Source organism: Tistrella sp. (assembly GCF_002684955.1).
Lineage (GTDB): Bacteria > Pseudomonadota > Alphaproteobacteria > Tistrellales > Tistrellaceae > Tistrella > Tistrella mobilis.
Genome location: NZ_NYWI01000003.1, coordinates 69765 through 92679, shown reverse-complemented (window position 1 = coordinate 92679; position 22915 = coordinate 69765). Strand labels below are relative to the sequence as shown.

The window sequence follows — 22915 nt, the reverse complement described above, 5'->3', positions numbered from 1 at the left end:
GATCTGAGATCGCGCGGGGATTTCGGCGGCCGCACGGTGGTGGTCTCAGGGGGAACCAGCGGCATCAATCTGGGCATCGCCCGTCATTTCGCCGCGGAAGGGGCCCGGGTCTTCGTGTTCTCGCGCAGCGCCGACAAAGTCAGCACGGCGGTGGCGGAACTCACCGGCATCGGCGCCGAGGCCCAGGGCATCGCCGCAGATGTCCGCGATGCGGCGGCGGTCGAGGCGGCGCTCGCCGCCGCGACCGACCGCTTCGGGCCAATCGATGTGCTGGTCTCGGGCGCTGCGGGCAATTTCGTCGCCCGCGCCGCCGATATCAGCTCCAACGGCTTCCGGGCGGTGCTGGAGATCGACCTGCTCGGCACCCATCACGTGATGCGGGCGGCCTGGCCGCATCTGAGGAAGCCGGGGGCCGTGGTCATCAACGTCTCGGCCGCACAGGCGAGCGTTGCCATGATCGGCCAGGCCCATGTCTGCGCCGCCAAGGCCGGGGTCGACATGATCACCCGGACACTGGCGCTGGAATGGGGCCCGGCGGGGGTGCGGGTGAATTCGGTGGTCCCGGGGCCGATCGCCGATACCGAGGGCGTGCGCCGGCTGATGCCCGACGCCGCGAGCGCGCGCGCCAAGATGGACGCCATCCCGCTTCGGCGCATGGGCACCACACGGGATGTCGCCGAGCTTTGCGGCTTCCTCGCCTCAGACCGCGCCTCGTGGATCACCGGCGCAGTGATCCCGGTGGATGGCGGGGCGATCCTGAACCCGATGCCCGGCCGGCTTGCCGACGTCGTCGGGGTCTGATCTGATCTGAACTCAACTGACAAGACCAGGGAAACGCCATCATGCCTCAGCCACAGTTGATTCCGCCCGAGATTCCGGGCGAAGCCTTCATCGGCTTTGCCCGTCGTCTGGCAACCAATGCCGCCCGCTTCCCGGGCGCACCGGCGGTGATCGACGAAAACCGCCGCCTCGACTGGGGCAGTTTCGCAGAACTGGTCGCCCGCATTGCCGGCGGGCTGACGATGCACGGCATCGGCCGTGGCGACATGGTGGCAACTCTCGCCTCGAACTCGGTTGAACATATCGCGGTCTATTGCGCGATCATCCACGCCGGCGCCTGCGTGGTGCCGCTGCCCTGGAGCGCCACCGAGGCGGCGCTGCAACTGATGCTCAAGGATTGCGGTGCCCGCATCCTGTTCGCTTCGGCCGCCCATGCCGACACGGCCCGCAAGCTTGGTGCCGAAGAGCTGGTGATGGTCGAAGCGCTGGAAAACTGGATCAGCTGGGCCCGCCCCATCCCGCCGGTCGACGTGCGGCCCACCGCTCTGATCAACATGATCTATTCCTCGGGCACGACCGGTGCGCCCAAGGGCATCGTGCACGACCAGCGCTTCCGGGCGCGCCAGGCCGGGCGGGTCGCGCAGTATGGCGTGAGGCCGGGCGCGCGGTCGCTGATCTCGACGCCGCTCTATTCCAACACCACGCTGTTCCTGGCCCTGCCGACGCTTGCGAGCGGGGCCACTCTGATCTCGATGAGCAGGTTCGATACGACGCGCTTCCTGGAGGTCGCCCAGGTCGAACATGTGACCCATGCCGTGCTGGTGCCGGTGCAATACACGCGGCTGATGGACACGCCCGACTTCGACGCGGCCAATCTTTCTGCTTTCATCTGCAAATTCTCCACCTCGGCGCCGCTGCCGGCCGCGATGAAGGCGCAGGTGATGGCACGCTGGCCCGGCAATCTGATCGAGCTCTACGGCATGACCGAAGGCGGGGTGTCGGTGATGCTCGACTGCGCGGCCCATCCCGACAAGCTCGACACCGTCGGCCGCCCCTCGCCCGGTGCCGATATCCGGATCATCGACGAGGACGGCAACGAACTGCCGCCGGGGGCCTTCGGCGAGATCGTCGGCCGCTCCGGCGCGATGATGCAGCGCTATCACAATCAGCCAGAGAAAACCGCCGAGATCATCTGGCGGAGCCCGGAGGGGCTGGATTTCATACGCTCGGGCGATATGGGCCGTTTCGACGCCGACGGCTTCCTGCAGCTGCTGGACCGCAAGAAGGACATGATCATCTCGGGCGGCTTCAACATCTATGCGACCGACCTGGAAGCGGCGCTGCGCAGCCACCCGGCCGTGGCCGATGTGGCGGTGATCGGCGTGCCGAGCGATGCCTGGGGGGAAACCCCGCTCGGCCTGGTGGTGCTGCGGCCGGGCCACGATGCCACGCCCCAGGCGCTGTGCGACCACGCGAATGCGCAGCTGGGCAAGACCCAGCGGCTGTCGGCGGTGGAACTGCGCGACAGCCTGCCGCGCAGCGAGATCGGCAAGGTGCTGAAGCGGGAACTGCGCGCGCCCTATTGGGCGAAGGCGACCGCCTGAACGCAGAACGCCCCGGCCCGCATTTGCAGGCCGGGGCATTCTACGTTCAAGGGTACCGCCATCAGCGGGTGATGGCGAAGCGCCGCTCGATATAGTCCATCACCGACTGCACCGCCTCTTCGATCGACAGACGACCGGTATCCACCACCAGTTCGGGTGCCGCCGGCGGCTCGTAAGGGGCATCAATGCCGGTGAAGTCGCGGATCTCGCCGCGCCGCGCCTTGGCATAGAGCCCCTTCGGGTCGCGGCCCTCGCAGACATCCAGATCGGCGCGGACATGGACCTCGTGGAAGCCCGCCCCGGCCGCGGCCCGGGCCCGCTCGCGATCGGCCCTGTAGGGCGAGATGAAGGCGGTCAGCACCAGGAAGCCGGCTTCGGCGAACAGGGCCGCGACCTCGCCCACCCGGCGGATGTTTTCGGTGCGGTCCTCGGGGCTGAAGCCCAGATTGGCGTTCAGGCCGTGGCGGACATTGTCGCCGTCGAGCACGAAGACCTGATAGCCCTTGGCGAAGAGCCGCTGTTCCAGCTCGATCGCCAGCGTCGATTTGCCGGCCCCCGACAGGCCGGTCAGCCACAGGACGCCACCGGTATGTCCGTTGCGCCGCGCCCGCGCATCGGCGGTTACCCGGTGTTCGACCGCGGTGATGTTGGTCGATTTGCGGGTCACGGCGCTGCGCTGGTCGGGATAGCCGTCCATCGAGATGATGCCGCCACCGACGGTGTCGTAATCCTCGATCAGCACGAAACGGCCGGTATTGGGCAGGTCGCGGAATTCATCCAGCGCCAGCAGGCCGCGCGACCGCAGCACCACTTCGGCGACCGCATTGCGTTCCACCAGCTGCGGCCCATCCCCCTGATCCGCCCCGGCCAGGCTGCCGGCATCGATCACCTTCTCGATCCGGTCGACCGTCACCCGCACCTGACGGGTGGCGAGCTTCATGAGGTAGCCAGACCCCACGGTGAGCGGGGTATGGCCCAGCCAGAACAGCCGCGCGCGGAACACGTCGGTCTCGACCGGCGGCATCTCGACATGGCTGATCACGTCGCCGCGTTCGATGAAGATCTGCTCGTCGAAGGTGATGCCGACGCTGCGGCCGGTCCCGGCCACCACCGGCGGCACGCCCTTGCCCCAATGCTCGATCGTCTGCACCCGCACGGTCTTGTTGGCCGGGGACACCATGATCGTGTCGCCGACCGCCAGCCGGCCGCTTTCGATCCGGCCGACGATGATCCGGCGCTCGTCGAATTTATAGACGTCCTGCACCGGCAGGCGCAGCGGCCGGTCGTCCAGCGCCGGGGCCGGCACGAAACCGTCCAGCGCCTCCAGCACGGTCGGCCCGCTGTACCAGGGCATGGTGCCGGCGGCACGCTCGACGATGTTGCCACCCTCGCGCGCCGCCACTGGCACGAAATGGGTGGCCGTCACCCCGATCCCGGCCAGATAGTCGGTATATTCGGCGACCACGGCGTCATAACGGGCCTGGTCGTAGCCGACCAGATCCATCTTGTTGACGACCACCGCGATCTGGCGCAGGCCCAGCAGGTGCAGCAGATAGCCGTGGCGGCGCGACTGCTCGCGCACGCCCTCGGCCGCATCGATCACCAGCACCGCGGCCTCGGCCGCGGCGGCGCCGGTGATCATGTTCTTCAGGAATTCCTTGTGCCCCGGCGCATCGATGATGACGTAGTCGCGGCGCGCGGATTTGAACCAGATCTGGGCCGAATCGATGGTGATGCCCTGGTCGCGCTCGGCCTTGAGCGCATCCATGACGAAAGACCATTCGAAGGGCATGCCCCGGCGCTCGCTCATCGCGCGGATGGCATCGACCCGGCCTTCGGGCAGCGAGCCGCTGTCGTTGAGCAGGCGGCCGACCAGGGTCGACTTGCCATGGTCGACATGGCCGACGATCACGATGCGCATCAGCCGGCGCTCGACCTCGGCGCGCAGATCGTCGTCTTGTGCCAGGACGGGCTGGAGGGTATCGGCAGTCATGGGCTGGGCTCCGTCCCGATCACATATAGCCTTCGGCGCGCAGGCGCTCGAAGGCATCTTCGGATTCCTTGTCCTGGGCGCGACCGGCGCGCTCGGAGGTTCGGGTGGTCTCAAGCTCCGCCACGATCTCGGCCACGGTCGATGCCGTGCTGCGGATCGGCAGGGTGCAGGGCGCGCAGCCGAGCGAGCGGTAGCGCAGCCCTTCCTGATTGGCGAAATAGAGGTTCACCACCGGGATCTCCTCGCGCTGGATGTAGCGCCAGATGTCGACCTCGGTCCAGTGGAGCAGCGGGTGGATGCGCACCGAGGTGCCGGCCGGGAATTCGGTCTTGAACTGGTCCCAGAACTCCGGCGGCTGATCCTTGACGTTCCAGGCATTGTCCTGGCCGCGCGGGCTGAACACACGCTCCTTCGCGCGCGTGCCCTCTTCATCGCGGCGGATGCCGGCGATGACGCCGGTGAAGCCGTGGGTGTCGAGCAGCGACTTCAGCCCCTCGGTCTTCAGCGCCGAGCAGCAGACCACGCGGCCGCGGGTGTGGTTCATACCCGCATCCAGCGCCGCCCGGTTCTGGCCGACGATCAGGTTCAGCCCCCATTCCCGCGCCATCCGGTCGCGGAATTCGATCATCTCGGGGATCTTGTACGAGGTGTCGACGTGGAGCACGGGGAAAGGCACATGGCCGAAGAAGGCCTTGCGGGCCAGCCAGACCATGACATTGCTGTCCTTGCCGATCGACCACAGCATGGCGAGCCTGTCGATGCGGTTGAACGCCTCGCGCAGGATGTAGATGCTCTGCGCCTCAAGACGGTCGAGATGATCCATGGAATCCTTCGCTCCTCATGCCCAGGCTGGCGTCGGCGAACGAGGCTGGCGGACAGGCGGGCGGGGTTCGGGTGCGGGCGGTGGATGTGGTTTCCGGCCCCACAGAAATCATGTTCCCGACAGATTGTCCAGGCCCTAATCGGATATTGATTTATTTAACCAATAATATTTGTGTTTTTGATGCCGGGGGCGGATGCTGCATCGCGGGCGCGGATGCTGTAGCTTTGGCGCGCTTTCCATGCGATGCGACCAGAGGGCCCGCCTGACATGAGCCGTTCTGCCATGAGCCACATCCGTTCGATCCTGCTCCTGCTGCCGGCCCTGCTGCTCGCCGCCTGCACGGACAAGGGGGAGCTGCCGGCCCCCTTCGACACGTTGGATGCGGTGTTCTTCCCGCAATCGGCACCATCTGCCGACGAGATCGATGTCGACAAGCTGCCGGTGGCGGCGATCCTGGTGGAATTCGGCCGCGGATCGGCCCGTGTGGCGCTGGCGGACACCCGCGACGGCACGCTGATCTGGCGCGCCCGCGACCGGGCCGAGATCCATACCCGCAACGGCATCCTGGTGCGTACGGTCGGCCTGCCCGACGATGTGCGGGTGATCCGCTTCGACGGCCTGCCGCCTGGCGCCCGGACGCCGGTGCCCGCCGCCGCCGGTGCCGGTACCTATGTCCGGATCTTCGACATGCCCGACCGGCGCCTTTACGGCGCACGGGCCGATTGCAGCCTGGCGGAGGTCGGCCAGGAGCCGGTGAAGGTGGGCAAGTACGAATTCGGCACCGTGGTCTATGACGAAAGCTGCACGGTCGAGGCACTCGGCTGGCAATACACCAACCGCTACTGGTACGAGCCCGACAGCAAGCGGATCTGGCGGAGCACCCAGCGCCTGTCCCGCGAGTTGGGCGACATGGAGATCACCCTGCTGCGGCCGGCGCGGATCCCGTAACACCGCACTCCGCACGAGCATCTCTACCGCAACAAGAAAGGGCGGCCCCTTGCGGGACCGCCCTTTCCGTCGTCGCGCCGACAGGCAATCAGCGGGTGCTGGTCGCCGTCGAGGTCGAGGTCGACGAGCCGCTGTTGTCGTCGTCCGAAGCAATGATGGCAATCGCCACGGCGGCGGCAGCGCCACCACCGACGGCCAGGCCGGTCAGCTCGTCGTCGAACAGATAGCCCGCTTCGTCGTCGTTGTTGTTCGCCGGCGGCGGAGTCTGCGCCAGCGCGATGCCGGCCGAACCCGCGAGAGCGAGCGCGACCGCAAGAGCGCGGATCGAGGTCTTGATCATGATATGATCTCCGATATTCCCCATGGGGTAGGTGCTAGCGTTAACAGTTATACGGCACGCGCGTGCCGCCGGGCAACCCGATACCGTGTCGCAATACCCATGCTGCATTGCACAGGGGGCGCGAGTCCACCCCCGGGGCGGGGCCGCAGGTGTGAGTTTTCCGCGGCACGGGCCGATTGATTGCAGAGATGCAACAGGTTATGCAGAAACGCCGACCGGCGCAGGGCCGGTATGACAGAAGGCGCAGCAGTGCAGGAGAAATGCCATGATCGTCGTGACCGGCGGCGCCGGCTTCATCGGCTCCAACATTCTGGCCGGGCTTGAAGCCCGGGGCCATGACGACCTGGTGGTGGTCGATACCCTGGGCACCGACGAGAAGTGGCGCAACATCGCCAAGCGTGCGCTTGCCGATGTGGTGGCCCCTGAGCGGATCTTCGATTTCCTGAACGCACGGGCAGGCGAGATCGAGGCCGTGGTCCATATGGGCGCCATTTCCTCGACCGAAGAGCGCGATGCCGACGTGATCGTCGCCAACAACATCCGGCTGACGCTCGACCTGGTCGACTGGTGCGCGCGCCATGGCGTGCGGCTGATCTATGCCTCCTCGGCCGCCACCTATGGCGACGGCGCGCTGGGCTTCGACGACGACGGCGAGACGGGCGCACTGGCCGGCCTGCAGCCGCTGAACGCCTATGGCTGGTCGAAGCACATGGTCGACCGGCGGATCACCGCGCTCCGCGCACGGGGGGCCGCCCTGCCGCCGCAATGGGCCGGTCTCAAATTCTTCAACGTCTACGGGCCGAACGAATACCACAAGGGCGGCCAGCGCAGCGTCGCCCATCAGGTGTTCTGCCGGATCCGCGACGGCGGCCATGCCCGGCTGTTCCGCAGCCACCGCCCCGACTATCCCCATGGCGGGCAGCTGCGGGACTTCGTCTGGGTGGGCGACTGCGTGGCCGTGGTCGAATGGCTGCTGGAGACACCCGAAGCCAGCGGCCTGTTCAATGTCGGCTCGGGCAAGGCCCGCAGCTTCGCCGACCTTGCCCGCGCCGTCTATGCGGCGATGAACCTGACCCCCGAAATCGAGTTCGTCGACATGCCCGAGCATCTGCGCGAGAAGTATCAGTACTTCACCGAGGCGAAGATCGGGCGCCTGCGCGCCGCCGGCTTCACCCGGCCGACGACCGAGCTTGAGGACGGCATCGCATCCTATGTTCGCGACTATCTGCTGAGCGCCGATCCTTATGTCTGACCGGGGGGCTCAGACGGCCGTGGTCGAGAACTCGGCCGGCGAGGTGATCTCGAGCATTTCGAGGTCGTCGGAGCCGGCCTCCAGTTCGTGGGCGATGCCGGGCGGCTGATAGACGCAGTCGCCGGCGGCCAGCGTCACCTGGCCGGTGCCTTCGTACCAGAACCGCACCCAGCCCTTCAGGACGTAGACCATCTGAAAGTCCAGCCCGTGGGCATGGCGACCGGTGCCGCCGGTGACGGCTTCCGAGGCCCGGATGACATGGGCGTGAAAGCGGCCCCGGGTGGCGGTGCCGATCGCAAGGTCGCGATAGGTGAAGAAGGCCCTGAGTCCGTCCCCCTCGAAATGCCCCTCGGCGGCGCGGGCGATGGTGACCCGCGGGCCCGCCTCCGATGCATCTGCCGGCGCATCTGCGGGTGTGGTCGTGGCGGTGGCGACGGTCATGACGGTTCTGTCCTCCCTGGCGGCCGCTTCGTCCGGCGGCATGTTCCCTTGTCCATGATCATCGGCTGCCGGGGAGGCGGCGTCAAACGAGCGTTCGAGCGATGGCCGCGTCTTGTCACCTGCGGCCCCGCCCCCTATCGTGGCCGCAGCCGGCAGATGGCCGGCCGATCAGCCAGGACCGGGCTCATGGATCTCGACGCCGCCTTCGATGCCGACGCCTTCTTCGATGCAGAACTGGAGGAACATGCACAGGTCGCCGCCCGCACCCGCGCGGCCCTGAAGCAGCCCTTCATCCGCTGGGTGGAGATGGCGCTGGCCACGATCCAGGGCGGCGGCAAGATCATGTTCTTCGGCAATGGCGGCTCGGCCTCGGACGCCCAGCATCTGGCGACCGAGCTGGCGGTGCGCTACCGCCGCGACCGCGCGCCGATCGCCGGCCTTGCGCTGACCACGGATACTTCGGCACTCACCGCCATCGGCAATGATATGGGCTTCGATCAGCTCTTCGCCCGCCAGATCCTGGCGCTGGGTCGGCCGGGCGACATGGCGGTCGGCATCACCACCTCGGGCCGCAGCCCCAATGTGCTGATCGGCCTGGATGCGGCCCGCACTGCCGGCATCACCACCGTCGCCCTCACCGGCCGCGACGGCGGCGACACGCTGAGCCGCGCCGATCTGGCCCTGGTGGTGCCGAGCGAGACCACCGCCCGCATCCAGGAGATGCACATCATGCTGGGCCAGATGCTCTGCGGCGCGCTCGAAATCGGCCTCGGCCTGGTGGCCGACGAACCGCGCGCCTGACCGGCACATTGCCCCACCTTTCAGACCGGACCCCGACCCGATGACGATCCGCCCCGCCCGTGCCGACTTCCTCGATCTCGACCGTGGCTTCGCTGCGGTCAATGTGGCGGTGATCGGCGATGTGATGCTCGACCGGTTCGTCTATGGCAAAGTGGAGCGGATCTCGCCCGAGGCGCCGATCCCGGTGCTGCGGGTCGACCGCCGCACCACCATGATCGGCGGCGCCGGCAATGCCGCCCGCAATGTCGCCTCGCTCGGTGCCACCGCCCGGCTGGTGGCGGTGGTCGGGCCCGATGCCGCAGCCGACGAGCTGCGCGGCCTGTTCGATGCCGAAGCCCGGATCAGCGGCGATCTGGCCGTCGACCCCGAGGGCGGCACCATCGTCAAGACCCGCTATGTGGCGCAAAGCCAGCAGCTGCTGCGCTCGGACGAAGACGGCACCGGCCGCCTGTCGCCGGCCGCCCGCGCCGGGCTGCTGGCGGCGGTGGACGCGGCGATTGCCGATGCCGGTATCGTGCTGCTGTCGGATTACGGCAAGGGCGTGCTGGCCCCCGACATCGTGACCGCGATCATGACGCGCTGTGCCGCCGCAGGGCGGCCGGTCGTGGTCGACCCCAAGGCGCGGGATCTCAGTCGCTATCGGGGCGCCATGGTGCTGACCCCGAACGCGGTCGAACTCGCAGCCGCAGCGGGTGAACCGGTCGACCCGGCCGATGATCATGCCGTGACCCGTGCCGCCCTGGGGCTGGTGCGCGCCAACGGCTTTCCCTATCTGGTCGCCACCCGCGGCGCCCATGGCGTCAGCGTCGTGGGCGCCGACGGGTCGGCGGTACATCTGCCGGCCCGGGCGCGCGAGGTGTTCGACGTCTCCGGCGCCGGCGATACGCTGGTGGCGGCCCTGGCCTGCGGCCTTGCGGCCGGCGGATCGATCGTCGATGCGGTCCAGTACGCCAATGCCGCCGCCGGCGTGGTGGTCGGCAAGCTCGGCACCGCCACGGTCACTCCCACCGAGGTGCGGGCGGCCGTGGCGGGCGATGCCGAGGCGAAATCGGTCGCAGCCGGCGGTGCGGCCCGTCATGCGCCGGTCTTCACCGATGCCGCCGCGGCAGCACGGCTGACCGCCGCCTGGCAGGCGGAAGGCCTGAAGGTCGGCGTCACCAATGGCTGTTTCGACCTGCTGCATCGCGGCCATCTGGACGTCATCGCCCGGGCACGGGCCGCCTGCGACCGGCTGGTGGTGGCGGTTAATGCCGATGTCTCGGTCAGGCGGCTGAAGGGCCCGACCCGGCCGGTCCAGGACCAGGAGACCCGCGCCGCGGTGCTGGCGGCGCTGGCCGATGTCGATCTGGTGCTGATCTTCGCCGAAGAAACCCCGGCCGAGCTGATCAGGGCGATCGGCCCCGACCTGCTGGTCAAGGGCGGCGATTACACGCCCGAAACCGTGGTCGGCGCCGATGTGGTGACCGCCCGCGGCGGTCGGGTGATGATCGTGCCGATCCTGCCCGGCCATTCGACCACGGCCACCGTCGCCCGCATCGCCGCCGGCGGCGACTGACGCGTCAGCCGATCCCCATCAGCCCAAGCGTCGCCCCGGCCAGCGGATGGCCGTCTTCGCCCAGGGCCTCCACCGCGCTCATGTGATGGCGGCCGGGCAGATCGATGGTGGTGATACGCGCGCCCGCAGCCGACCAGCGGCGGGCGAAATCCCGGCTCTGGCGATGGAACTCGGCGGATTCATCTCCGCCCACTGCCAGAACCAGCCGGGTATCCGGGCCCGGCACGGCAAAATGCGGGCTGGCGGCACGTGCCGTGGCGGGGGTCAGGCCCAGCCGGGCATTGATGGTGGTGCCGATCAGCGGCTCCAGATCGAACACGCCGCTGATCGCGACGCCGCCGGCGATCGGGCTGCCCTCGATCTCGGGGGCATATGCCTGCCAGGGCGTGGCGGCCAGCTGGCCCACGATCTGCCCGCCCGCCGAATGGCCGGTGACCACGATCCGGCTGCGGTCGATGCCCAGCACCGGCGCCAGACGCCAGAGCAGCAGCACCGCCTCACGCGCTTCCGCGGTGATGCCGGCCACCGTGGTCGCCGGGCAGAGGGTGTAGTCCACCACCGCCACCGCCGCACCGCGCGCGACATAGGGCCGGGCCAGATGGGTGAAATCGTCCCGCCCCATGGCCTGCCAGTAGCCGCCATGGAAGAACACCATCAGCGGCACCGGTCCGGCGCCGGTGCGTGACGGCGGCAGGATCAGGTCCAGCAGCTGATCCGCCCGCCGGCCATAGACCAGCCCGCGCCGCAACAGGCCCGCCCGTTCGAAATCCTGCCGGGCCGCCGCGGCCTCTGCCGCCCAACGGGCGAAGATCCGGGCGTGATCGGGCACGGCGGCCCGGGCATTGTATTCGCGTTCGGCATCGATGGCGGGGCGGGGTTCGAAATCGGTCATGGCTGCGGGAACATTCCAGGCGGTTCAACGGTATCGATCTACGATAACGTCCCGCGCGGCCGCTGGCTGCGGCGAAGTGGCACCCGGCTTCGTCGATGACCGGGGCTTTTCGGTGACCGGCCTTGTCCCTCCCGTCACCTGTGCCCACCTGACGCGGGCTCGCCTCATCAACGACGGAGCCTTCATGTTCGAGTGGATCGTGTCGACGGTATCCTCCGCCGGCTATATCGGTGTCTTTCTGCTGATGGCGGCGGAGAACATCTTCCCCCCGATCCCCTCGGAACTGATCATGCCGCTGGCAGGTTTCGTGGCGGCGCGCGGCGAGCTGGACGTCCTGGGCGTGATCGCCGCCGGCACGGCGGGATCGGTGGCGGGCACCCTGCCCTGGTACTGGCTGGGCCGCGCCTTCGGCCTGGCCCGCATCCGCCGCCTGGCCGAACGCTGGGGCCGGTGGGCGACGGTATCGCCCGACGAGGTCGACAAGGCCAATGGCTGGTTCGAGCGTCATGGCGGCAGCGCGGTGTTTTTCGGCCGGCTGATCCCCGCCATCCGCACCCTGATCTCGGTCCCGGCCGGCATCGCCCGCATGCCACTGCCCCGCTATCTGGCCTGGTCCACGGCCGGCTCCGCCATCTGGACCGCACTGCTGGCCGGCGCAGGCTATGCACTGCAAAGCCAGTACGAACTGGTCGCCGCCTATATGGACCCGGCCTCGAAGGTCATCGTCGCGGCACTGGTGCTGGTCTATGTCTATCGCGTGGTGACACGCCGGGGATGACCAGCCGCGGGCGCCCCTGGCCACAGGCGCATGCCCGATCTATCCTGCCCCTCCACCAGAACAGGCGCGGGTCTGCCGCAGGGCGTCCACGCAGCCGCATGAGGAGGATGCCCGGATGGATGGGATCGAGGGGCGCTTCGTCGCCAACGGACCGGTCAGGCTGCATGTGATCGAGGCGGGCCGGGGCGAGCCGGTGATCTTCGTGCATGAATTCGCCGGCGACCGGCGGAGCTGGGAGCCGCAGATGCGGCGCTTCGCCCGCAGCCACCGCGTCATCGCCTATGACGCCCGCGGCTATCCGCCCTCGGACGTGCCCGAAGAGCCCGACGCCTATGGCCAGGAGATGGCCGTCGACGACATCCGGGCGGTGATGGATGGCCTCGGCATCGATCGGGCCCATCTGGTGGGATGCAGCATGGGCGGGTTCGCGGTGCTGCATTTCGGCCTGACCCATCCCGCGCGCGCCCTGTCGATCACCGCGATCGGGGCGGGCTATGGCGCCGAGCCCGAGCTGCGCGAAAGCTTTGCCGCCAATTGCGAGGCCACGGCCGACCGGATTCTGGCCGACGGGCTGGAAGCCGCAGGGCGGAGCTACATGAATTCCCCCGGCCGCCGGCCCTTCGCGACCAAGGATCCGCGCGGCGCGGACGAAGCCTTCCGGGTGTTCCTGGACCATTCGCCGCTGGGCGCGGCACTGACGCTGCGCCGCTACCAGGCCCGCCGGCCGTCGCTTTTCGCCCTGGAAGACCGGTTCCGGACCATGACGGTGCCGGTGCTGCTGATCGTGGGCGATACCGACACCCCGGCGATCCGCGCCAATCTGTTCCTGAAAGAAGCCCTGCCCTCGGCCGGGCTGACCGTGCTGCCGATGACCGGCCACGCCGCCAATCTGGAAGAGCCGGAGCTGGTCAATCGCCTGCTCGCCGATTTCTTCGCCGCCACGGAACATGGTCGATGGCCGGTCCGGGATGCGGAACAGGCGGCGGATGACGGCGATGTGCTCGGCATGGGCGGCGGCCGCTGAACCGCCGGGTCCGGCCCGGAACATTTCGTCCTTCCAATTAGAGACCATTTGGTCAAAATTCGAGCGATCCGGCGCAGCCGCTGCCCATGCCGCAGGCAGTTACCGCCGGTCATGCCCCGGGCCGCCGGATTCCCACGCGGCGGCCTGCGGTTTTGGCGGTACTGGCCCGGTCCTTGCGTTATCATGCAAGTTCCGCGACACCCTTCGGAGATCGCTCGTCCATGTTGCTCGCAAAGCTCAAGGCCGCGGCCGTTGCCGCTTCGGTCGCCCTGGCGGCCCTGACCGCCGCCGAGGCATCGGCCGCCGACAAGATCAAGGTCGCCAGCGTCTACACCGTGCCGATCGAGCAGCAGTGGGTGAGCCGCATCCACATCGCCCTCGATGCCGCGGCCAAGCGCGGCGACATCGACTATGAATGGTCTGAGTCGGTCTCGAATGCCGACTATGAGCGCGTGATGCGTGAATATGCCGAAAAGGGCGTCGACATGGTGGTCGGCGAGGCCTTCGCCGTGGAACAGGCCGCCCGCCGCGTTGCCCGCGACTATCCTGAGACCGCCTTCCTGATGGGCTCGTCCTTCAAGCCGCAGGCGCCGAACTTCTCGGTCTTCGACAACTACATCCAGGAGCCGGCCTATCTGACCGGCATGATCGCGGGCGGCATGACGACGTCGAACGTGATCGGCGTGGTCGGCGGCTTCCCGATCCCCGAGGTCAACCGGCTGATGAACGCCTTCATGGCCGGCGCGCTGGAGGTCAATCCGGACGTCAGGTTCATGGTCAGCTTCATCGGCTCGTGGTTCGATCCGCCGAAGGCCAAGGAAGCCGCCTTCGCGATGATCGAGCGCAAGGCCGACGTGCTCTATGCCGAACGCTTCGGCGTGTCGGACGCCGCCAAGGAGCGCGGCGTGCTGGCGATCGGCAACGTGATCGACACCCAGGCCCAGTATCCCGACACCGTCGTCGCCTCGGCGCTCTGGCACATGGAACCCACCATCGACGCGGCGATCGCGGCGGTGAAGGCCAAGAGCTTCAAGGCCGAGGATTACGGCCACTATTCCAACATGAAGCCGGGCGGCGCCTCGCTTGCCCCCTATGGCACCTTCGAGGACAAGATCCCGGCGGAGCTGAAGGCGAAGGTCGAGGCGAAGAAGGCGGCGATCCTGGATGGCAGCTTCACGGTCGAGGTGAACGACGCCGAGCCGAAGCCCACGATGTGAGCCGCGACACCCAGGCATGAACCACCTTGAGAGGGGCGGGCGACCGCCCCTCTCGCCATCCGGGATCCCGCCGGCGGGGTGCCAGACCCGCGAGGGGCCAGAAACCCGACCGACCACAAACCCGACCGACCACAAACCCGACCGGCCAGAAACGCGAAGGGCCTTATGACCAGACCTGCCGAACCGCCTCTGACGGCGCCGCCCGGGGCGGAGCGGGCGCCGGAAACCGTGCTCCGGCTCTCGGGCATCACCAAGCGGTTCGGCGCGCTGACCGCCAATGACGCGATCGACCTGGATCTCCGCCGCGGCGAGATTCTGGCCCTGTTGGGCGAGAACGGCGCCGGCAAGACCACGCTGATGAGCATCCTGTTCGGCCATTACGTGGCCGACGAGGGCCGGATCGAGGTCTTCGGCCCCCCCCTGCCCGCAGGCTCGCCCAAGGCGGCGATCGCGGCCGGACTCGGCATGGTCCACCAGCATTTCACCCTGGCCGAGAACCTGTCGGTGCTCGACAACGTCACCATCGGCACCGAACCGCTGTGGAAGCCCGGGCGCGACCGCGCCGGTGCCCGTCGCCGGATCGCCGAGCTTGGGCAGCGCTTCGGCCTGACCGTCGATCCCGATGCCCGGGTGGGCGCGCTGTCGGTGGGCGAGCGGCAGAAGGTCGAGATCCTGAAGGCACTCTATCGCGATGCCCGGATCCTGATCCTGGACGAGCCGACCGCCGTGTTGACCCCGCAGGAAAGCGAGCGCCTGTTCGTCACGTTGCGCGCCATGGTCGCCGAGGGGCTCTCGATCATCTTCATCAGCCACAAACTGCCCGAAGTGATGGCGGTCAGCAACCGGGTCGCGGTGCTGCGCGCCGGCCGGATGATCGATCAGCGCCCGGCCGCCGGCCTCGACCGGGCCACGCTGGCCGAGCTGATGGTCGGCCGCAAGGTCGCAGGGCCCCGCCATACGACCGCCACACCGGGCGCCCCGGCCCTGGTCTTCGACCGGGTCTCCGCCACCGGCGCCGGCGGCAAGCCGAAACTGCACGAGGTGTCGCTGACCGTGCATGCGGGCGAGATCGTCGGCATCGCCGGCGTCTCGGGCAACGGCCAGTCGCTGCTGGCCGATCTGGTGGCCGGCATGGCCCGCGTCGAGGCCGGCCGGCTGACCATCCTGGACCACGAAACCCGCCGACCCGATCCGGCGGCGATGGTCCGACTGGGCGTCGGCCGCATCCCGGAAGACCGCCATGCCGAGGGCCTGGTCGGCGACATGAATGTCTGGGAAAACGTGATCGCCGAGCGGCGCAACCGCCCGGCCTTCTCGCGCTGGGGCTTTCTGCGCCGCAGCAAAGCCCGCGCCCATGCCGCCGATCTGGTGCGCGATTTCGAGGTGCGCTGCCCATCGGTCGATGCGACGGTGCGCCAGCTGTCGGGCGGCAACATGCAGAAGCTGATCCTGGGCCGGGCGCTTGCCCTGCATCCGGGGCTGATCCTGGCCAACCAGCCGACCCGCGGCCTGGATATCGGCGCGGTCGCCTATGTCCATCAGCGCCTGCTCGAAGCCCGCGACGGCGGTGCCGCGATCCTGCTGATTTCCGAGGATCTGGACGAGATCCTGGCCCTTTCGGACCGGGTGGCGGTGATCCATGCCGGCCATCTGACCCCCGCCCGCCCCAGGGCGGAGGTCACCGTGTCGGGCCTTGGCCTGCTGATGGCCGGCGCCGGTGATCCCGATGCCGGCTCGCCCCACCCGACCACGCCAGAGGCCGCCCATGCGTCTTGAACGCCGCGCCGAAACCCCGGCCGTTCTGTCGGTGGCGGTGCCGGTTCTGGCACTGCTCGCCGCCTTCGTCATCGGCGCCCTGCTGATCGTGATCTCGGGCGCCTCGGTGCCCGCCGCCTATGCGGCGATGGTCGAGGGCGCCTTCGGCAGCCGGTTCGCGCTGACCGAAACCCTGACCCGCGCCGCACCGCTGATGCTGACCGGGCTTGCCGCCGCGGTCGCCTTCCGCGCCCGGCTGTGGAACATCGGCGCCGAGGGCCAGCTCTATGGCGGCGCGCTGGCGGCCGTCTGGATCGGCACGGCGCCGCTCGGCATTCCCGACGCCCTGCTGCTGCCGGCGGTGATCCTGGCCGGTGCCGTCGCAGGCGGCCTGCTGCTGCTGGGCCCCGCGGTGCTCAAGACCCGTTTCGGCGTCGACGAGGTGGTGACGACCCTGCTGCTCAACTTCATCGTGCTGCTCTTCGTCTCGATGATGATCGAAGGGCCGATGAAGGATCCGATGGCCATGGGCTGGCCGCAGAGCGAGACCCTGCCGATGGCGGCGGAACTGCCGCGGCTGATCCCGCGCACCCGCCTGCATGCCGGGCTGATCATGGCGCTGGTCGCGGCCGGGCTGATCTATGTGATGATGACCCGCACGGTGCTCGGCTTCGAGATGCGGGCGGTGGGCGCCAGCCCGCGGGCGGCGCGCTTCGCCGGCATGGGGGTCGGCCGGGTGATGCTGCTGGTGGCGCTGATCTCGGGCGGTCTCGCCGGTCTCGCCGGCGTGAGCGAGGTGGCCGGCCGCACCGGCTATCTCACCCTCGACATGTCGCCGGGCTATGGCACCGGCGGTGTGGTGGTCGCCATGCTTGCCCAGCTGCACCCGCTGGGCGTGGTGCTGGGGGCGCTGATGGTGGCCAGCATCTTCGTCGGCGCCGATGCGATGAGCCGCGCGGTGGGGGTGCCCACCTATATCGCCGATGTGCTGGTCGCCGTGTCGCTGCTCTGCATGCTGACCGCCATGCTCTTCGCCCGCTATCGCCTGCGTCGCGGCTGATCCGGAGGTCCCGATCCCATGGAATTCATCGACCTTCTGATCTCGGCCGGTCTCTGGGCCACGGTGCTGCGCATCGCGACCCCCCTGATCTTCGGCACGCTGGGAGAGTTGATCTGCGAGCGGGCCGGCGTGCTCAATCTGGGCATCGAAGGCATCATGACCATGGGCGCCATGGTCGGCTGGATGGCGGTTTTCCAGGGTGCCGATCTCTGGACCGGCCTCGCGGTCGCGGCTGCGGCCGGCCTGCTGGTCGGCCTGCTTCACGGCCTGCTGACCGTGCCGCTCGGCCTGTCGCAGCATGTCACCGGTCTTGGCATCACCATGCTTGCGACCAGCCTGTCCTATTTCGCCTATCGCCTGCTGCTGCCCGAGACCACCACCCCGCCCTCGATCACCCCCTTCGCGCCGCTGGGCGATGGCTGGTGGCAGGCGGTGCCCTGGCTGGGCGAGGTGATCGGCCAGCAGACCGCCCCCACCCTGCTGGCCCTGGCTCTGGTCGGGCTGGTCGCGTGGGTGCTCTACCGCACCCCCGCCGGCCTTGCGGTGCGGATGGTGGGCGAGAACCCGGCCGCAGCCGATGCCCAGGGCATTTCGGTCACCGGCGTGCGGCTGGCGGCGGTGATGGTGGGCTCGGCGCTGATGGCGATGGGCGGCGCCTTCCTGACGCTGTCCGCCTTCAACGCCTTCTTCTTCAACATGATGGGCGGGCGCGGCTGGATCTGCATCGCGCTGGTGGTCTTCGCCTCGTGGCGGCCGGGCAAGGCCCTGCTCGGCGCGCTGCTCTTCGCCTTTTTCGATGCCGTGCAGACCCGCCTGCAGCAGATGACTGGCGGCGCCCTGCCCTATCAGCTGTTCCTGATGCTGCCCTATCTGCTCAGCATCCTGGCGCTGGTGGTGATGTCGCGCCGCGCCGCCTATCCCCAGGCACTGATGGTGCCCTTCCGCAAGGGAGAACGTTGAGCCATGTCCCTCGACCTGCTGATCGTGAATGCCCGCCTGCCCGAGGGCGGCACGCCCGTCGACATCGCGGTCCGGGACGGGCGGATCGTCGAGGTGGCGCCCGGCATCGCCGCCCGCGGCACCCCGGCTGCCGAAACCATCGACGCTGCCGGCAACCTGGTCTCGCCGCCCTTCGTCGATGCCCATTTCCACATGGATTCGACCCTCTCCTACGGCATGCCGCGGATCAACCGCTCGGGCACGCTGCTTGAGGGCATCGCCCTCTGGAACGAGCTGAAGCCCGAGCTGACCCACGAAGCTCTGGTGGAGCGGGCGCTCCTCTATTGCGACTGGGCGGTCGCCCGCGGCCTGCTCGCCATCCGCAGCCATGTCGATGTCTGCGATCCGCGCCTGCTGGCGGTCGATGCGCTGCTGGAGGTGAAGGCGAAGGTCGCCCCCTATATCGACCTGCAGCTGGTCGCCTTCCCCCAGGACGGGCTCTATCGCCGGCCGGGGTCGGAAGACCTGCTGATCGAGGCGCTGAACCGGGGTGTGGACGTGGTCGGCGGCATCCCGCATTTCGAGCGCACCATGGCCGATGGTGCGGCAAGCGTCCGCCGGCTGTGCGAGATCGCGGCCGAGCGCGGCCTCAGGGTCGACATGCATTGCGACGAAAGCGACGACCCGCTCTCGCGCCATGTCGAAACGCTCGCCTATGAAACCCAGCGGCTGGGGCTGCACGGCCGGGTGACCGGCTCGCACCTCACCTCCATGCATTCCATGGACAATTACTACGTCTCGAAGCTGATCGCGCTGATGGCCGAGGCGGATCTGGGGGCGATCGCCAACCCGCTGATCAACATCACCCTCCAGGGCCGCCACGATACCTATCCCAAGCGCCGGGGCATGACCCGGGTGCCGGAACTGATGGCGGCCGGGCTGACCGTCGCCTTCGGCCAGGACTGCGCCATGGACCCCTGGTATCCGCTGGGCTCGGGCGACATGCTCAACGTCGCCGCCATGGGTCTGCATGTCGCCCAGATGACCGGGCTCGACCAGATGCGGAGCTGCTTCGACGCCGTCACCACCAACCCGGCCCGGCTGCTGGGTCTGGAGGGCTATGGCCTGGCCGCCGGCTGCCGCGCCGACATGGTGATCCTGGATGCGGGCGACCCGGTGGAGGCGCTGCGCCTCAGCGCCACCCGCCTCTCTGTGATCCGGGCCGGTCGCGTCATCGCCCGCACGGCCCCCGCCGAAACCACGCTGATGCTGGGCGACGAGACCCGGACCACGCGGTGCCGGCTGGGGCGGGGCTGACGCTGCCGGCCTGATCTGCGCCCTTCGGATGCCGTCTTCACCGGCGGCATGGCATGCGCAGGGGGACCGCTCTATATTGTGAGATGACGGCGACAGACAGGGAGTCTCAGGGTTTCATGGTCGCATCCCGCAAGCAGAGTTCGGCTCCGCCGTCCGAGACGACCGGCCTGCGCGGCCATGTGAGCGAGACGGGGCGGCTCCAGCTTCCCGCAGAACTGCGTCGTGCCGTCGGCCTCGAACGGGGCGGGCCCGTGCGGCTTGAAATCGTCGATGGTTCGATCAGGATCCAGACCATGAAGGACGTGAAGGAGCACATCCGGGCCCTGGCACGCGACAGCGGCCTGAGCGACAAAGCCAGCGTTGCCGATTTCCTGAACTGGCGAGAGAAGGAGCGTCAGCAGGAAACGGGCGAGGCGGACGACGCGTGATCGTCATCGGCGCCTCGGCAATCCTGGCCGCCATTCTCGGCGAGACGGGTGGCGATCGCGTTTTCGATCATCTGGACGCCGCGCTGGTCAGTTCTGTCAATGTCGCCGAGGTCTATACTTATGCGACGGTCAATTGTCTTCCCGTCAGCGCAATCGACGCATTTTTCACGGAAACCGGGATCAACGTCGTCGCCTTCGATCACGCCCAGGCCGTGCTGACCGGGCAACTGGCGGACATCACCCGCAAGAGCGGATTGTCGCTCGGCGACCGGTCCTGTCTCGCCCTCGCAAAACTGCAGGCGGCCGAGGTGCTGACCGCCGATCGGGCCTGGCAGCGATTTGCCGGCGCACTCGGGCTGACGATCACGCTCCTCAGGTGACGTCTCAGGTCGCCGCACTCCGGTTCTGCGCCGCGCGGGCGCGGGCGATGCTCTCGAAGGTCTCGAGCAGGTCGGGGTCGCGACGCATCAGCCGGCGGAAATCATCGGCATCCAGGAAGAGCAGCTGGCAATAGCCGAGGGCGGCGATCTCGGCGCTGCGCGGGCGGTTGTCGAGCAGGGCCATCTCGCCGAAGAAGTCGCCGCGCCCCAGGCGGATGCGGCGATCTTCGATCCGGACCTCGACGGCGCCCGACGAGATGAAATAGACGCCGTCGCCCTTGTCCCCCTGCCGGAAGATCACCGTGCGCGGCAGCACGAAGACCGGCCGCAGCAGCTGACGCACCCGGGCCCGCACCTCGTCGCCGAGATCGGCGAAAAGCGGCAGGCGGCGCATCAGCTCGTCGGTGTCGAGGCCCAGATCCAGCCGGGGCAGGTCGTCCCGGCGCGACTGCGCCCGGGTGACGCCCCGATAGAGATCGTCGTAAAGCTCGGCATCGAGCAGGCCTTCCTGGGCGAGCGTGTCATAGCGGGCAAGCTCGTGCCGTTCGGCCATCCGGGCCAGGAAACGCCGCTCCAGCGCCTCGGCGTAATCGGGATACTGCAGGCGCATGGCGTCGAGCGCCCCCGCCACCTGACGGGCGCGGCCGTCGAGCATGTCGGCGATCAGCTCGGCGATGCGCCGGCCCAGCATCGGCCGGATCCGCTCGTCGACATAGGGCCGCAATTCCTGGATCGCCAGGCGGAAGGCGAGCAGCATCTCGAAACGGTTGGCGAGCCGGCGGGCGAGCGGCCGGTCCATGCGCAGCCGGCGGTGCAGCCAGTAGGCAAAGCGGAAGCCGCGTTCGAAATCGAGCGCGGTGCGCACCACGCGCATATAGCCGAGGCGGCCCTCGTTGCGCCCGCCTTCGAGCAGGGCCTCGGTCAGCCGCAGCAGCCGGTCGACGGTGGCGGTGGACAAGGTCCGCCGGTCGTGCAGGTCCAGGATCAGGCCGCGCTCGCGCACCGCCAGCGCCACAAGCCCCACGCCCAGACGCTCGCGATCGGCGATTTCGGCCTCGACATCGGTGTCGCTGGTCACCTGATCGGCGCGGCGGGCATAGGACTGGGCGATCTCGCGCACCACGCTGGGGCTGACGTCATAACGCCGGCCGGCCTCTTCGACCGCGCCACGGACATCGGTCAGCGACAGGGCCAGCACCTGACGGCGCAGCACCTCGCCCACCGGCGACAACCGGTCGAGCCCCAGCCACGAGATCAGCGGCCGGAGCGTGGTGCCGTTCACGAACAGGGTGAAGAGCACATAGCCGGTGGCGGTCACCGCCACGAAACGCTTGAGGCCGTCGGAGAGGCCCGGCGCCTCGACGACGCCGAGGGCCAGAACCAGGGTCAGTGCGCCACGCAGCCCGCCCCAGAGGATCACCGCCCGATAGCGATGGGTCACCCGGGTGGACAGCTTGAGCATGCTGAGCACCGGCAGCAGCAGCCAGAGGGTGATCGCCCGGCCGATCAGCGCAAAAAGTGCCAGCGCCAGGATGGTCAGCACATCGTAGAGATCGACATCCGCCATCAGCCGCGGAACCACCAGGGCGGCGAGCACGAAGATCATCGACCCGGCCCAGAAGGCGATCTGATCCCAGACCGCCAGCAGATGGCGCCAGTTTTCGGGCGAGATATGCGCCCGGCCCTGGGCCGAGACCACCAGCCCCGCCACCACGGCCGCCACCACACCCGACACGCCGATGCCGTATTCGCCGGTGACGAAGATGATATAGGCCGCCGCCACGGTCAGCGTTGCCTCGGCCGGCTTGATGTCGTCCAGGAGCGGCAGCAGCATCACGACCAGCCGCCCCGTCAGGGCGCCGAACAGGGCACCGCCGATCAGGCCGATGCCCAGATCGCTCAAGGCCTGCCAGGCCATGTCGGCATTGGGCTCTTCGATACCGGTGGCGCGCGCGGTAACCAGCGCGCCCATCAGCACGGTGAACAGGGCGATGGCGGTGGCGTCGTTGAGAATGCTCTCCCCTTCGACCAGCCGGGTCAGGCGACCGGGGGCGCCGATATCGCGGAAGATCGCAACCACCGCCGCCGGATCGGTGGTGGCCACGATCGCGCCGAGCAGCAGGCAACCCAGGATCGGCACGCCGAACACCGCCGAGAGCCCGAGGCCGATCGAGGCCGTTGTCAGCACCACCGCCACCACGGCGAGCAGCAGGATGGGGGCGATGTCTTCCACCAGCCGCCGCACATCGATGGTGAGCGCCGTCTGGAACAGCAGCAACGGCAGGAAAATGGTGATGACCGTCTGGCTCTCGATCCTGAGATAGACGACGGCACGGGCGGCTTCGTTGAAGACGTCGGTGAAAGAGGTGAAGAGCAGAAAGGCCGCCAGCGCCCCGATGGCCACGCCCACGGCCGCCAGCAGCACGTTCGACGCCACGCCGAGACGGCGGGCCAGCGGTTGTATCCCTGCAATGACGACCAGCAGAACGGCGAGCGTCAGTACCAGTCCCGTAATCCCGCCCGTCGTCACCCGTCGCTCTCCCCCGTCAGCCGCCCGAACGCCGCCGGATCATAGCAGAAACCGGCCG

The 22915-nt window shown here is 68.7% G+C and carries 21 protein-coding genes; 15 read left to right on the top strand and 6 right to left on the bottom strand.

From position 1 onward, the window contains the following. The first annotated feature begins 3 nt into the window (after positions 1–3). Both CMO28_RS00595 and CMO28_RS00590 read left to right on the top strand, forming a co-directional pair. The gene (locus CMO28_RS00595; RefSeq protein WP_322111277.1) at positions 4–801 is read left to right on the top strand and encodes an SDR family oxidoreductase; all 798 of its coding nucleotides are present in this window, start codon (positions 4–6) and stop codon (positions 799–801) included. Positions 802–842: 41 nt separating this feature from the next. Then, positions 843–2384 carry a class I adenylate-forming enzyme family protein gene (locus tag CMO28_RS00590; RefSeq protein ID WP_296708072.1) on the top strand — a complete coding sequence of 514 codons (1542 nt, stop codon included), beginning with the start codon at positions 843–845 and terminating at the stop codon, positions 2382–2384. Positions 2385–2445: 61 nt separating this feature from the next. Here the strand turns inward: CMO28_RS00590 and cysC are convergent, their stop codons facing one another. Together cysC and cysD are read right to left on the bottom strand one after the other, a co-directional pair. After that, positions 2446–4305 carry an adenylyl-sulfate kinase gene (cysC, locus tag CMO28_RS00585; protein WP_296708199.1) on the bottom strand — a complete coding sequence of 620 codons (1860 nt, stop codon included), beginning with the start codon at positions 4303–4305 and terminating at the stop codon, positions 2446–2448. A gap of 91 nt (positions 4306–4396) precedes the next feature. Further along, positions 4397–5200: a sulfate adenylyltransferase subunit CysD gene (cysD, locus tag CMO28_RS00580; protein ID WP_296708070.1), complete on the bottom strand. Its 804-nt coding sequence runs from the start codon at positions 5198–5200 to the stop codon at positions 4397–4399. 282 nt (positions 5201–5482) lie between these two features. Between cysD and CMO28_RS00575 the strand changes: the two genes are divergently transcribed. Next, positions 5483–6148: a YjbF family lipoprotein gene (locus tag CMO28_RS00575; RefSeq protein WP_062769378.1), complete on the top strand. Its 666-nt coding sequence runs from the start codon at positions 5483–5485 to the stop codon at positions 6146–6148. An 88-nt stretch (positions 6149–6236) separates the two neighbouring features. On the opposite strand, the gene CMO28_RS00570 is transcribed toward CMO28_RS00575, so the two are convergent. After that, positions 6237–6488 (bottom strand): hypothetical protein, encoded by a 252-nt coding sequence (locus CMO28_RS00570; protein ID WP_296708068.1) that lies wholly within the window; start codon positions 6486–6488, stop codon positions 6237–6239. 265 nt (positions 6489–6753) lie between these two features. Here CMO28_RS00570 and rfaD point away from each other — a divergent pair, with 265 nt between their 5' ends. Continuing rightward, positions 6754–7740 carry an ADP-glyceromanno-heptose 6-epimerase gene (gene rfaD / locus CMO28_RS00565; protein WP_296708066.1) on the top strand — a complete coding sequence of 329 codons (987 nt, stop codon included), beginning with the start codon at positions 6754–6756 and terminating at the stop codon, positions 7738–7740. A gap of 9 nt (positions 7741–7749) precedes the next feature. On the opposite strand, the gene CMO28_RS00560 is transcribed toward rfaD, so the two are convergent. Then, the gene (locus CMO28_RS00560) at positions 7750–8181 is read right to left on the bottom strand and encodes a cupin domain-containing protein (protein WP_296708064.1); all 432 of its coding nucleotides are present in this window, start codon (positions 8179–8181) and stop codon (positions 7750–7752) included. Positions 8182–8367: 186 nt separating this feature from the next. Here CMO28_RS00560 and CMO28_RS00555 point away from each other — a divergent pair, with 186 nt between their 5' ends. Further along, entirely contained in the window at positions 8368–8982 is a 615-nt protein-coding gene (locus CMO28_RS00555) for an SIS domain-containing protein (RefSeq protein ID WP_296708062.1), read from the top strand. 40 nt (positions 8983–9022) lie between these two features. Beyond that, on the top strand, positions 9023–10537 hold the full coding sequence (rfaE1, locus tag CMO28_RS00550; protein WP_296708060.1) for a D-glycero-beta-D-manno-heptose-7-phosphate kinase: 1515 nt from the start codon (positions 9023–9025) through the stop codon (positions 10535–10537). Between the two features lie 4 nt (positions 10538–10541). Here the strand turns inward: rfaE1 and CMO28_RS00545 are convergent, their stop codons facing one another. Continuing rightward, positions 10542–11429 (bottom strand): alpha/beta hydrolase, encoded by an 888-nt coding sequence (locus CMO28_RS00545; protein WP_296708058.1) that lies wholly within the window; start codon positions 11427–11429, stop codon positions 10542–10544. 184 nt (positions 11430–11613) lie between these two features. Between CMO28_RS00545 and CMO28_RS00540 the strand changes: the two genes are divergently transcribed. The 9 genes from CMO28_RS00540 to CMO28_RS00500 all read left to right on the top strand — a co-directional run bounded on the left by CMO28_RS00540 (position 11614) and on the right by CMO28_RS00500 (position 20327). Continuing rightward, complete coding sequence (locus tag CMO28_RS00540) at positions 11614–12207, top strand: DedA family protein (protein ID WP_296708056.1); 594 nt, start codon at positions 11614–11616, stop codon at positions 12205–12207. Positions 12208–12322: 115 nt separating this feature from the next. Beyond that, positions 12323–13231, top strand: coding sequence for an alpha/beta fold hydrolase (locus tag CMO28_RS00535; RefSeq protein ID WP_296708054.1), 909 nt, complete (start codon positions 12323–12325; stop codon positions 13229–13231). 221 nt (positions 13232–13452) lie between these two features. Continuing rightward, the gene (locus CMO28_RS00530; protein WP_296708052.1) at positions 13453–14448 is read left to right on the top strand and encodes a BMP family protein; all 996 of its coding nucleotides are present in this window, start codon (positions 13453–13455) and stop codon (positions 14446–14448) included. A 165-nt stretch (positions 14449–14613) separates the two neighbouring features. Beyond that, positions 14614–16224, top strand: coding sequence for an ABC transporter ATP-binding protein (locus CMO28_RS00525; protein ID WP_296708050.1), 1611 nt, complete (start codon positions 14614–14616; stop codon positions 16222–16224). Next, positions 16214–17263 (top strand): ABC transporter permease, encoded by a 1050-nt coding sequence (locus CMO28_RS00520; protein ID WP_062769352.1) that lies wholly within the window; start codon positions 16214–16216, stop codon positions 17261–17263. The genes CMO28_RS00525 and CMO28_RS00520 overlap by 11 nt, the downstream gene beginning before the upstream one ends. Before the next feature lie 18 nt (positions 17264–17281). Then, a complete protein-coding gene (locus CMO28_RS00515; RefSeq protein WP_296708047.1) occupies positions 17282–18223 on the top strand; it encodes an ABC transporter permease in 942 nt (313 codons plus the stop codon). A 3-nt stretch (positions 18224–18226) separates the two neighbouring features. After that, entirely contained in the window at positions 18227–19519 is a 1293-nt protein-coding gene (locus tag CMO28_RS00510; protein ID WP_296708044.1) for an amidohydrolase family protein, read from the top strand. A gap of 116 nt (positions 19520–19635) precedes the next feature. Beyond that, on the top strand, positions 19636–19947 hold the full coding sequence (locus CMO28_RS00505) for an AbrB/MazE/SpoVT family DNA-binding domain-containing protein (RefSeq protein WP_014744190.1): 312 nt from the start codon (positions 19636–19638) through the stop codon (positions 19945–19947). Further along, entirely contained in the window at positions 19944–20327 is a 384-nt protein-coding gene (locus CMO28_RS00500; RefSeq protein ID WP_296708041.1) for a PIN domain-containing protein, read from the top strand. Before CMO28_RS00505 ends, CMO28_RS00500 begins: the two co-directional genes overlap by 4 nt. A 4-nt stretch (positions 20328–20331) precedes the next feature. On the opposite strand, the gene CMO28_RS00495 is transcribed toward CMO28_RS00500, so the two are convergent. Further along, a complete protein-coding gene (locus CMO28_RS00495; protein ID WP_082828853.1) occupies positions 20332–22857 on the bottom strand; it encodes a cation:proton antiporter in 2526 nt (841 codons plus the stop codon). Between the last annotated feature and the right edge of the window lie 58 nt (positions 22858–22915).

Bases quoted from the DNA above. Each gene is read 5' to 3' on its own strand.
- CMO28_RS00590 (WP_296708072.1), top strand. From the start codon at position 843: ATGCCTCAGCCACAGTTGATTCCGCCCGAGATTCCGGGCGAAGCCTTC.
- cysC (WP_296708199.1), bottom strand. From the start codon at position 4,305: ATGCGCATCGTGATCGTCGGCCATGTCGACCATGGCAAGTCGACCCTG.
- cysD (WP_296708070.1), bottom strand. From the start codon at position 5,200: ATGGATCATCTCGACCGTCTTGAGGCGCAGAGCATCTACATCCTGCGC.
- CMO28_RS00575 (WP_062769378.1), top strand. From the start codon at position 5,483: ATGAGCCACATCCGTTCGATCCTGCTCCTGCTGCCGGCCCTGCTGCTC.
- CMO28_RS00570 (WP_296708068.1), bottom strand. From the start codon at position 6,488: ATGATCAAGACCTCGATCCGCGCTCTTGCGGTCGCGCTCGCTCTCGCG.
- rfaD (WP_296708066.1), top strand. From the start codon at position 6,754: ATGATCGTCGTGACCGGCGGCGCCGGCTTCATCGGCTCCAACATTCTG.
- CMO28_RS00560 (WP_296708064.1), bottom strand. From the start codon at position 8,181: ATGACCGTCGCCACCGCCACGACCACACCCGCAGATGCGCCGGCAGAT.
- CMO28_RS00555 (WP_296708062.1), top strand. From the start codon at position 8,368: ATGGATCTCGACGCCGCCTTCGATGCCGACGCCTTCTTCGATGCAGAA.
- rfaE1 (WP_296708060.1), top strand. From the start codon at position 9,023: ATGACGATCCGCCCCGCCCGTGCCGACTTCCTCGATCTCGACCGTGGC.
- CMO28_RS00545 (WP_296708058.1), bottom strand. From the start codon at position 11,429: ATGACCGATTTCGAACCCCGCCCCGCCATCGATGCCGAACGCGAATAC.
- CMO28_RS00540 (WP_296708056.1), top strand. From the start codon at position 11,614: ATGTTCGAGTGGATCGTGTCGACGGTATCCTCCGCCGGCTATATCGGT.
- CMO28_RS00535 (WP_296708054.1), top strand. From the start codon at position 12,323: ATGGATGGGATCGAGGGGCGCTTCGTCGCCAACGGACCGGTCAGGCTG.
- CMO28_RS00530 (WP_296708052.1), top strand. From the start codon at position 13,453: ATGTTGCTCGCAAAGCTCAAGGCCGCGGCCGTTGCCGCTTCGGTCGCC.
- CMO28_RS00525 (WP_296708050.1), top strand. From the start codon at position 14,614: ATGACCAGACCTGCCGAACCGCCTCTGACGGCGCCGCCCGGGGCGGAG.
- CMO28_RS00520 (WP_062769352.1), top strand. From the start codon at position 16,214: ATGCGTCTTGAACGCCGCGCCGAAACCCCGGCCGTTCTGTCGGTGGCG.
- CMO28_RS00515 (WP_296708047.1), top strand. From the start codon at position 17,282: ATGGAATTCATCGACCTTCTGATCTCGGCCGGTCTCTGGGCCACGGTG.
- CMO28_RS00510 (WP_296708044.1), top strand. From the start codon at position 18,227: ATGTCCCTCGACCTGCTGATCGTGAATGCCCGCCTGCCCGAGGGCGGC.
- CMO28_RS00505 (WP_014744190.1), top strand. From the start codon at position 19,636: ATGGTCGCATCCCGCAAGCAGAGTTCGGCTCCGCCGTCCGAGACGACC.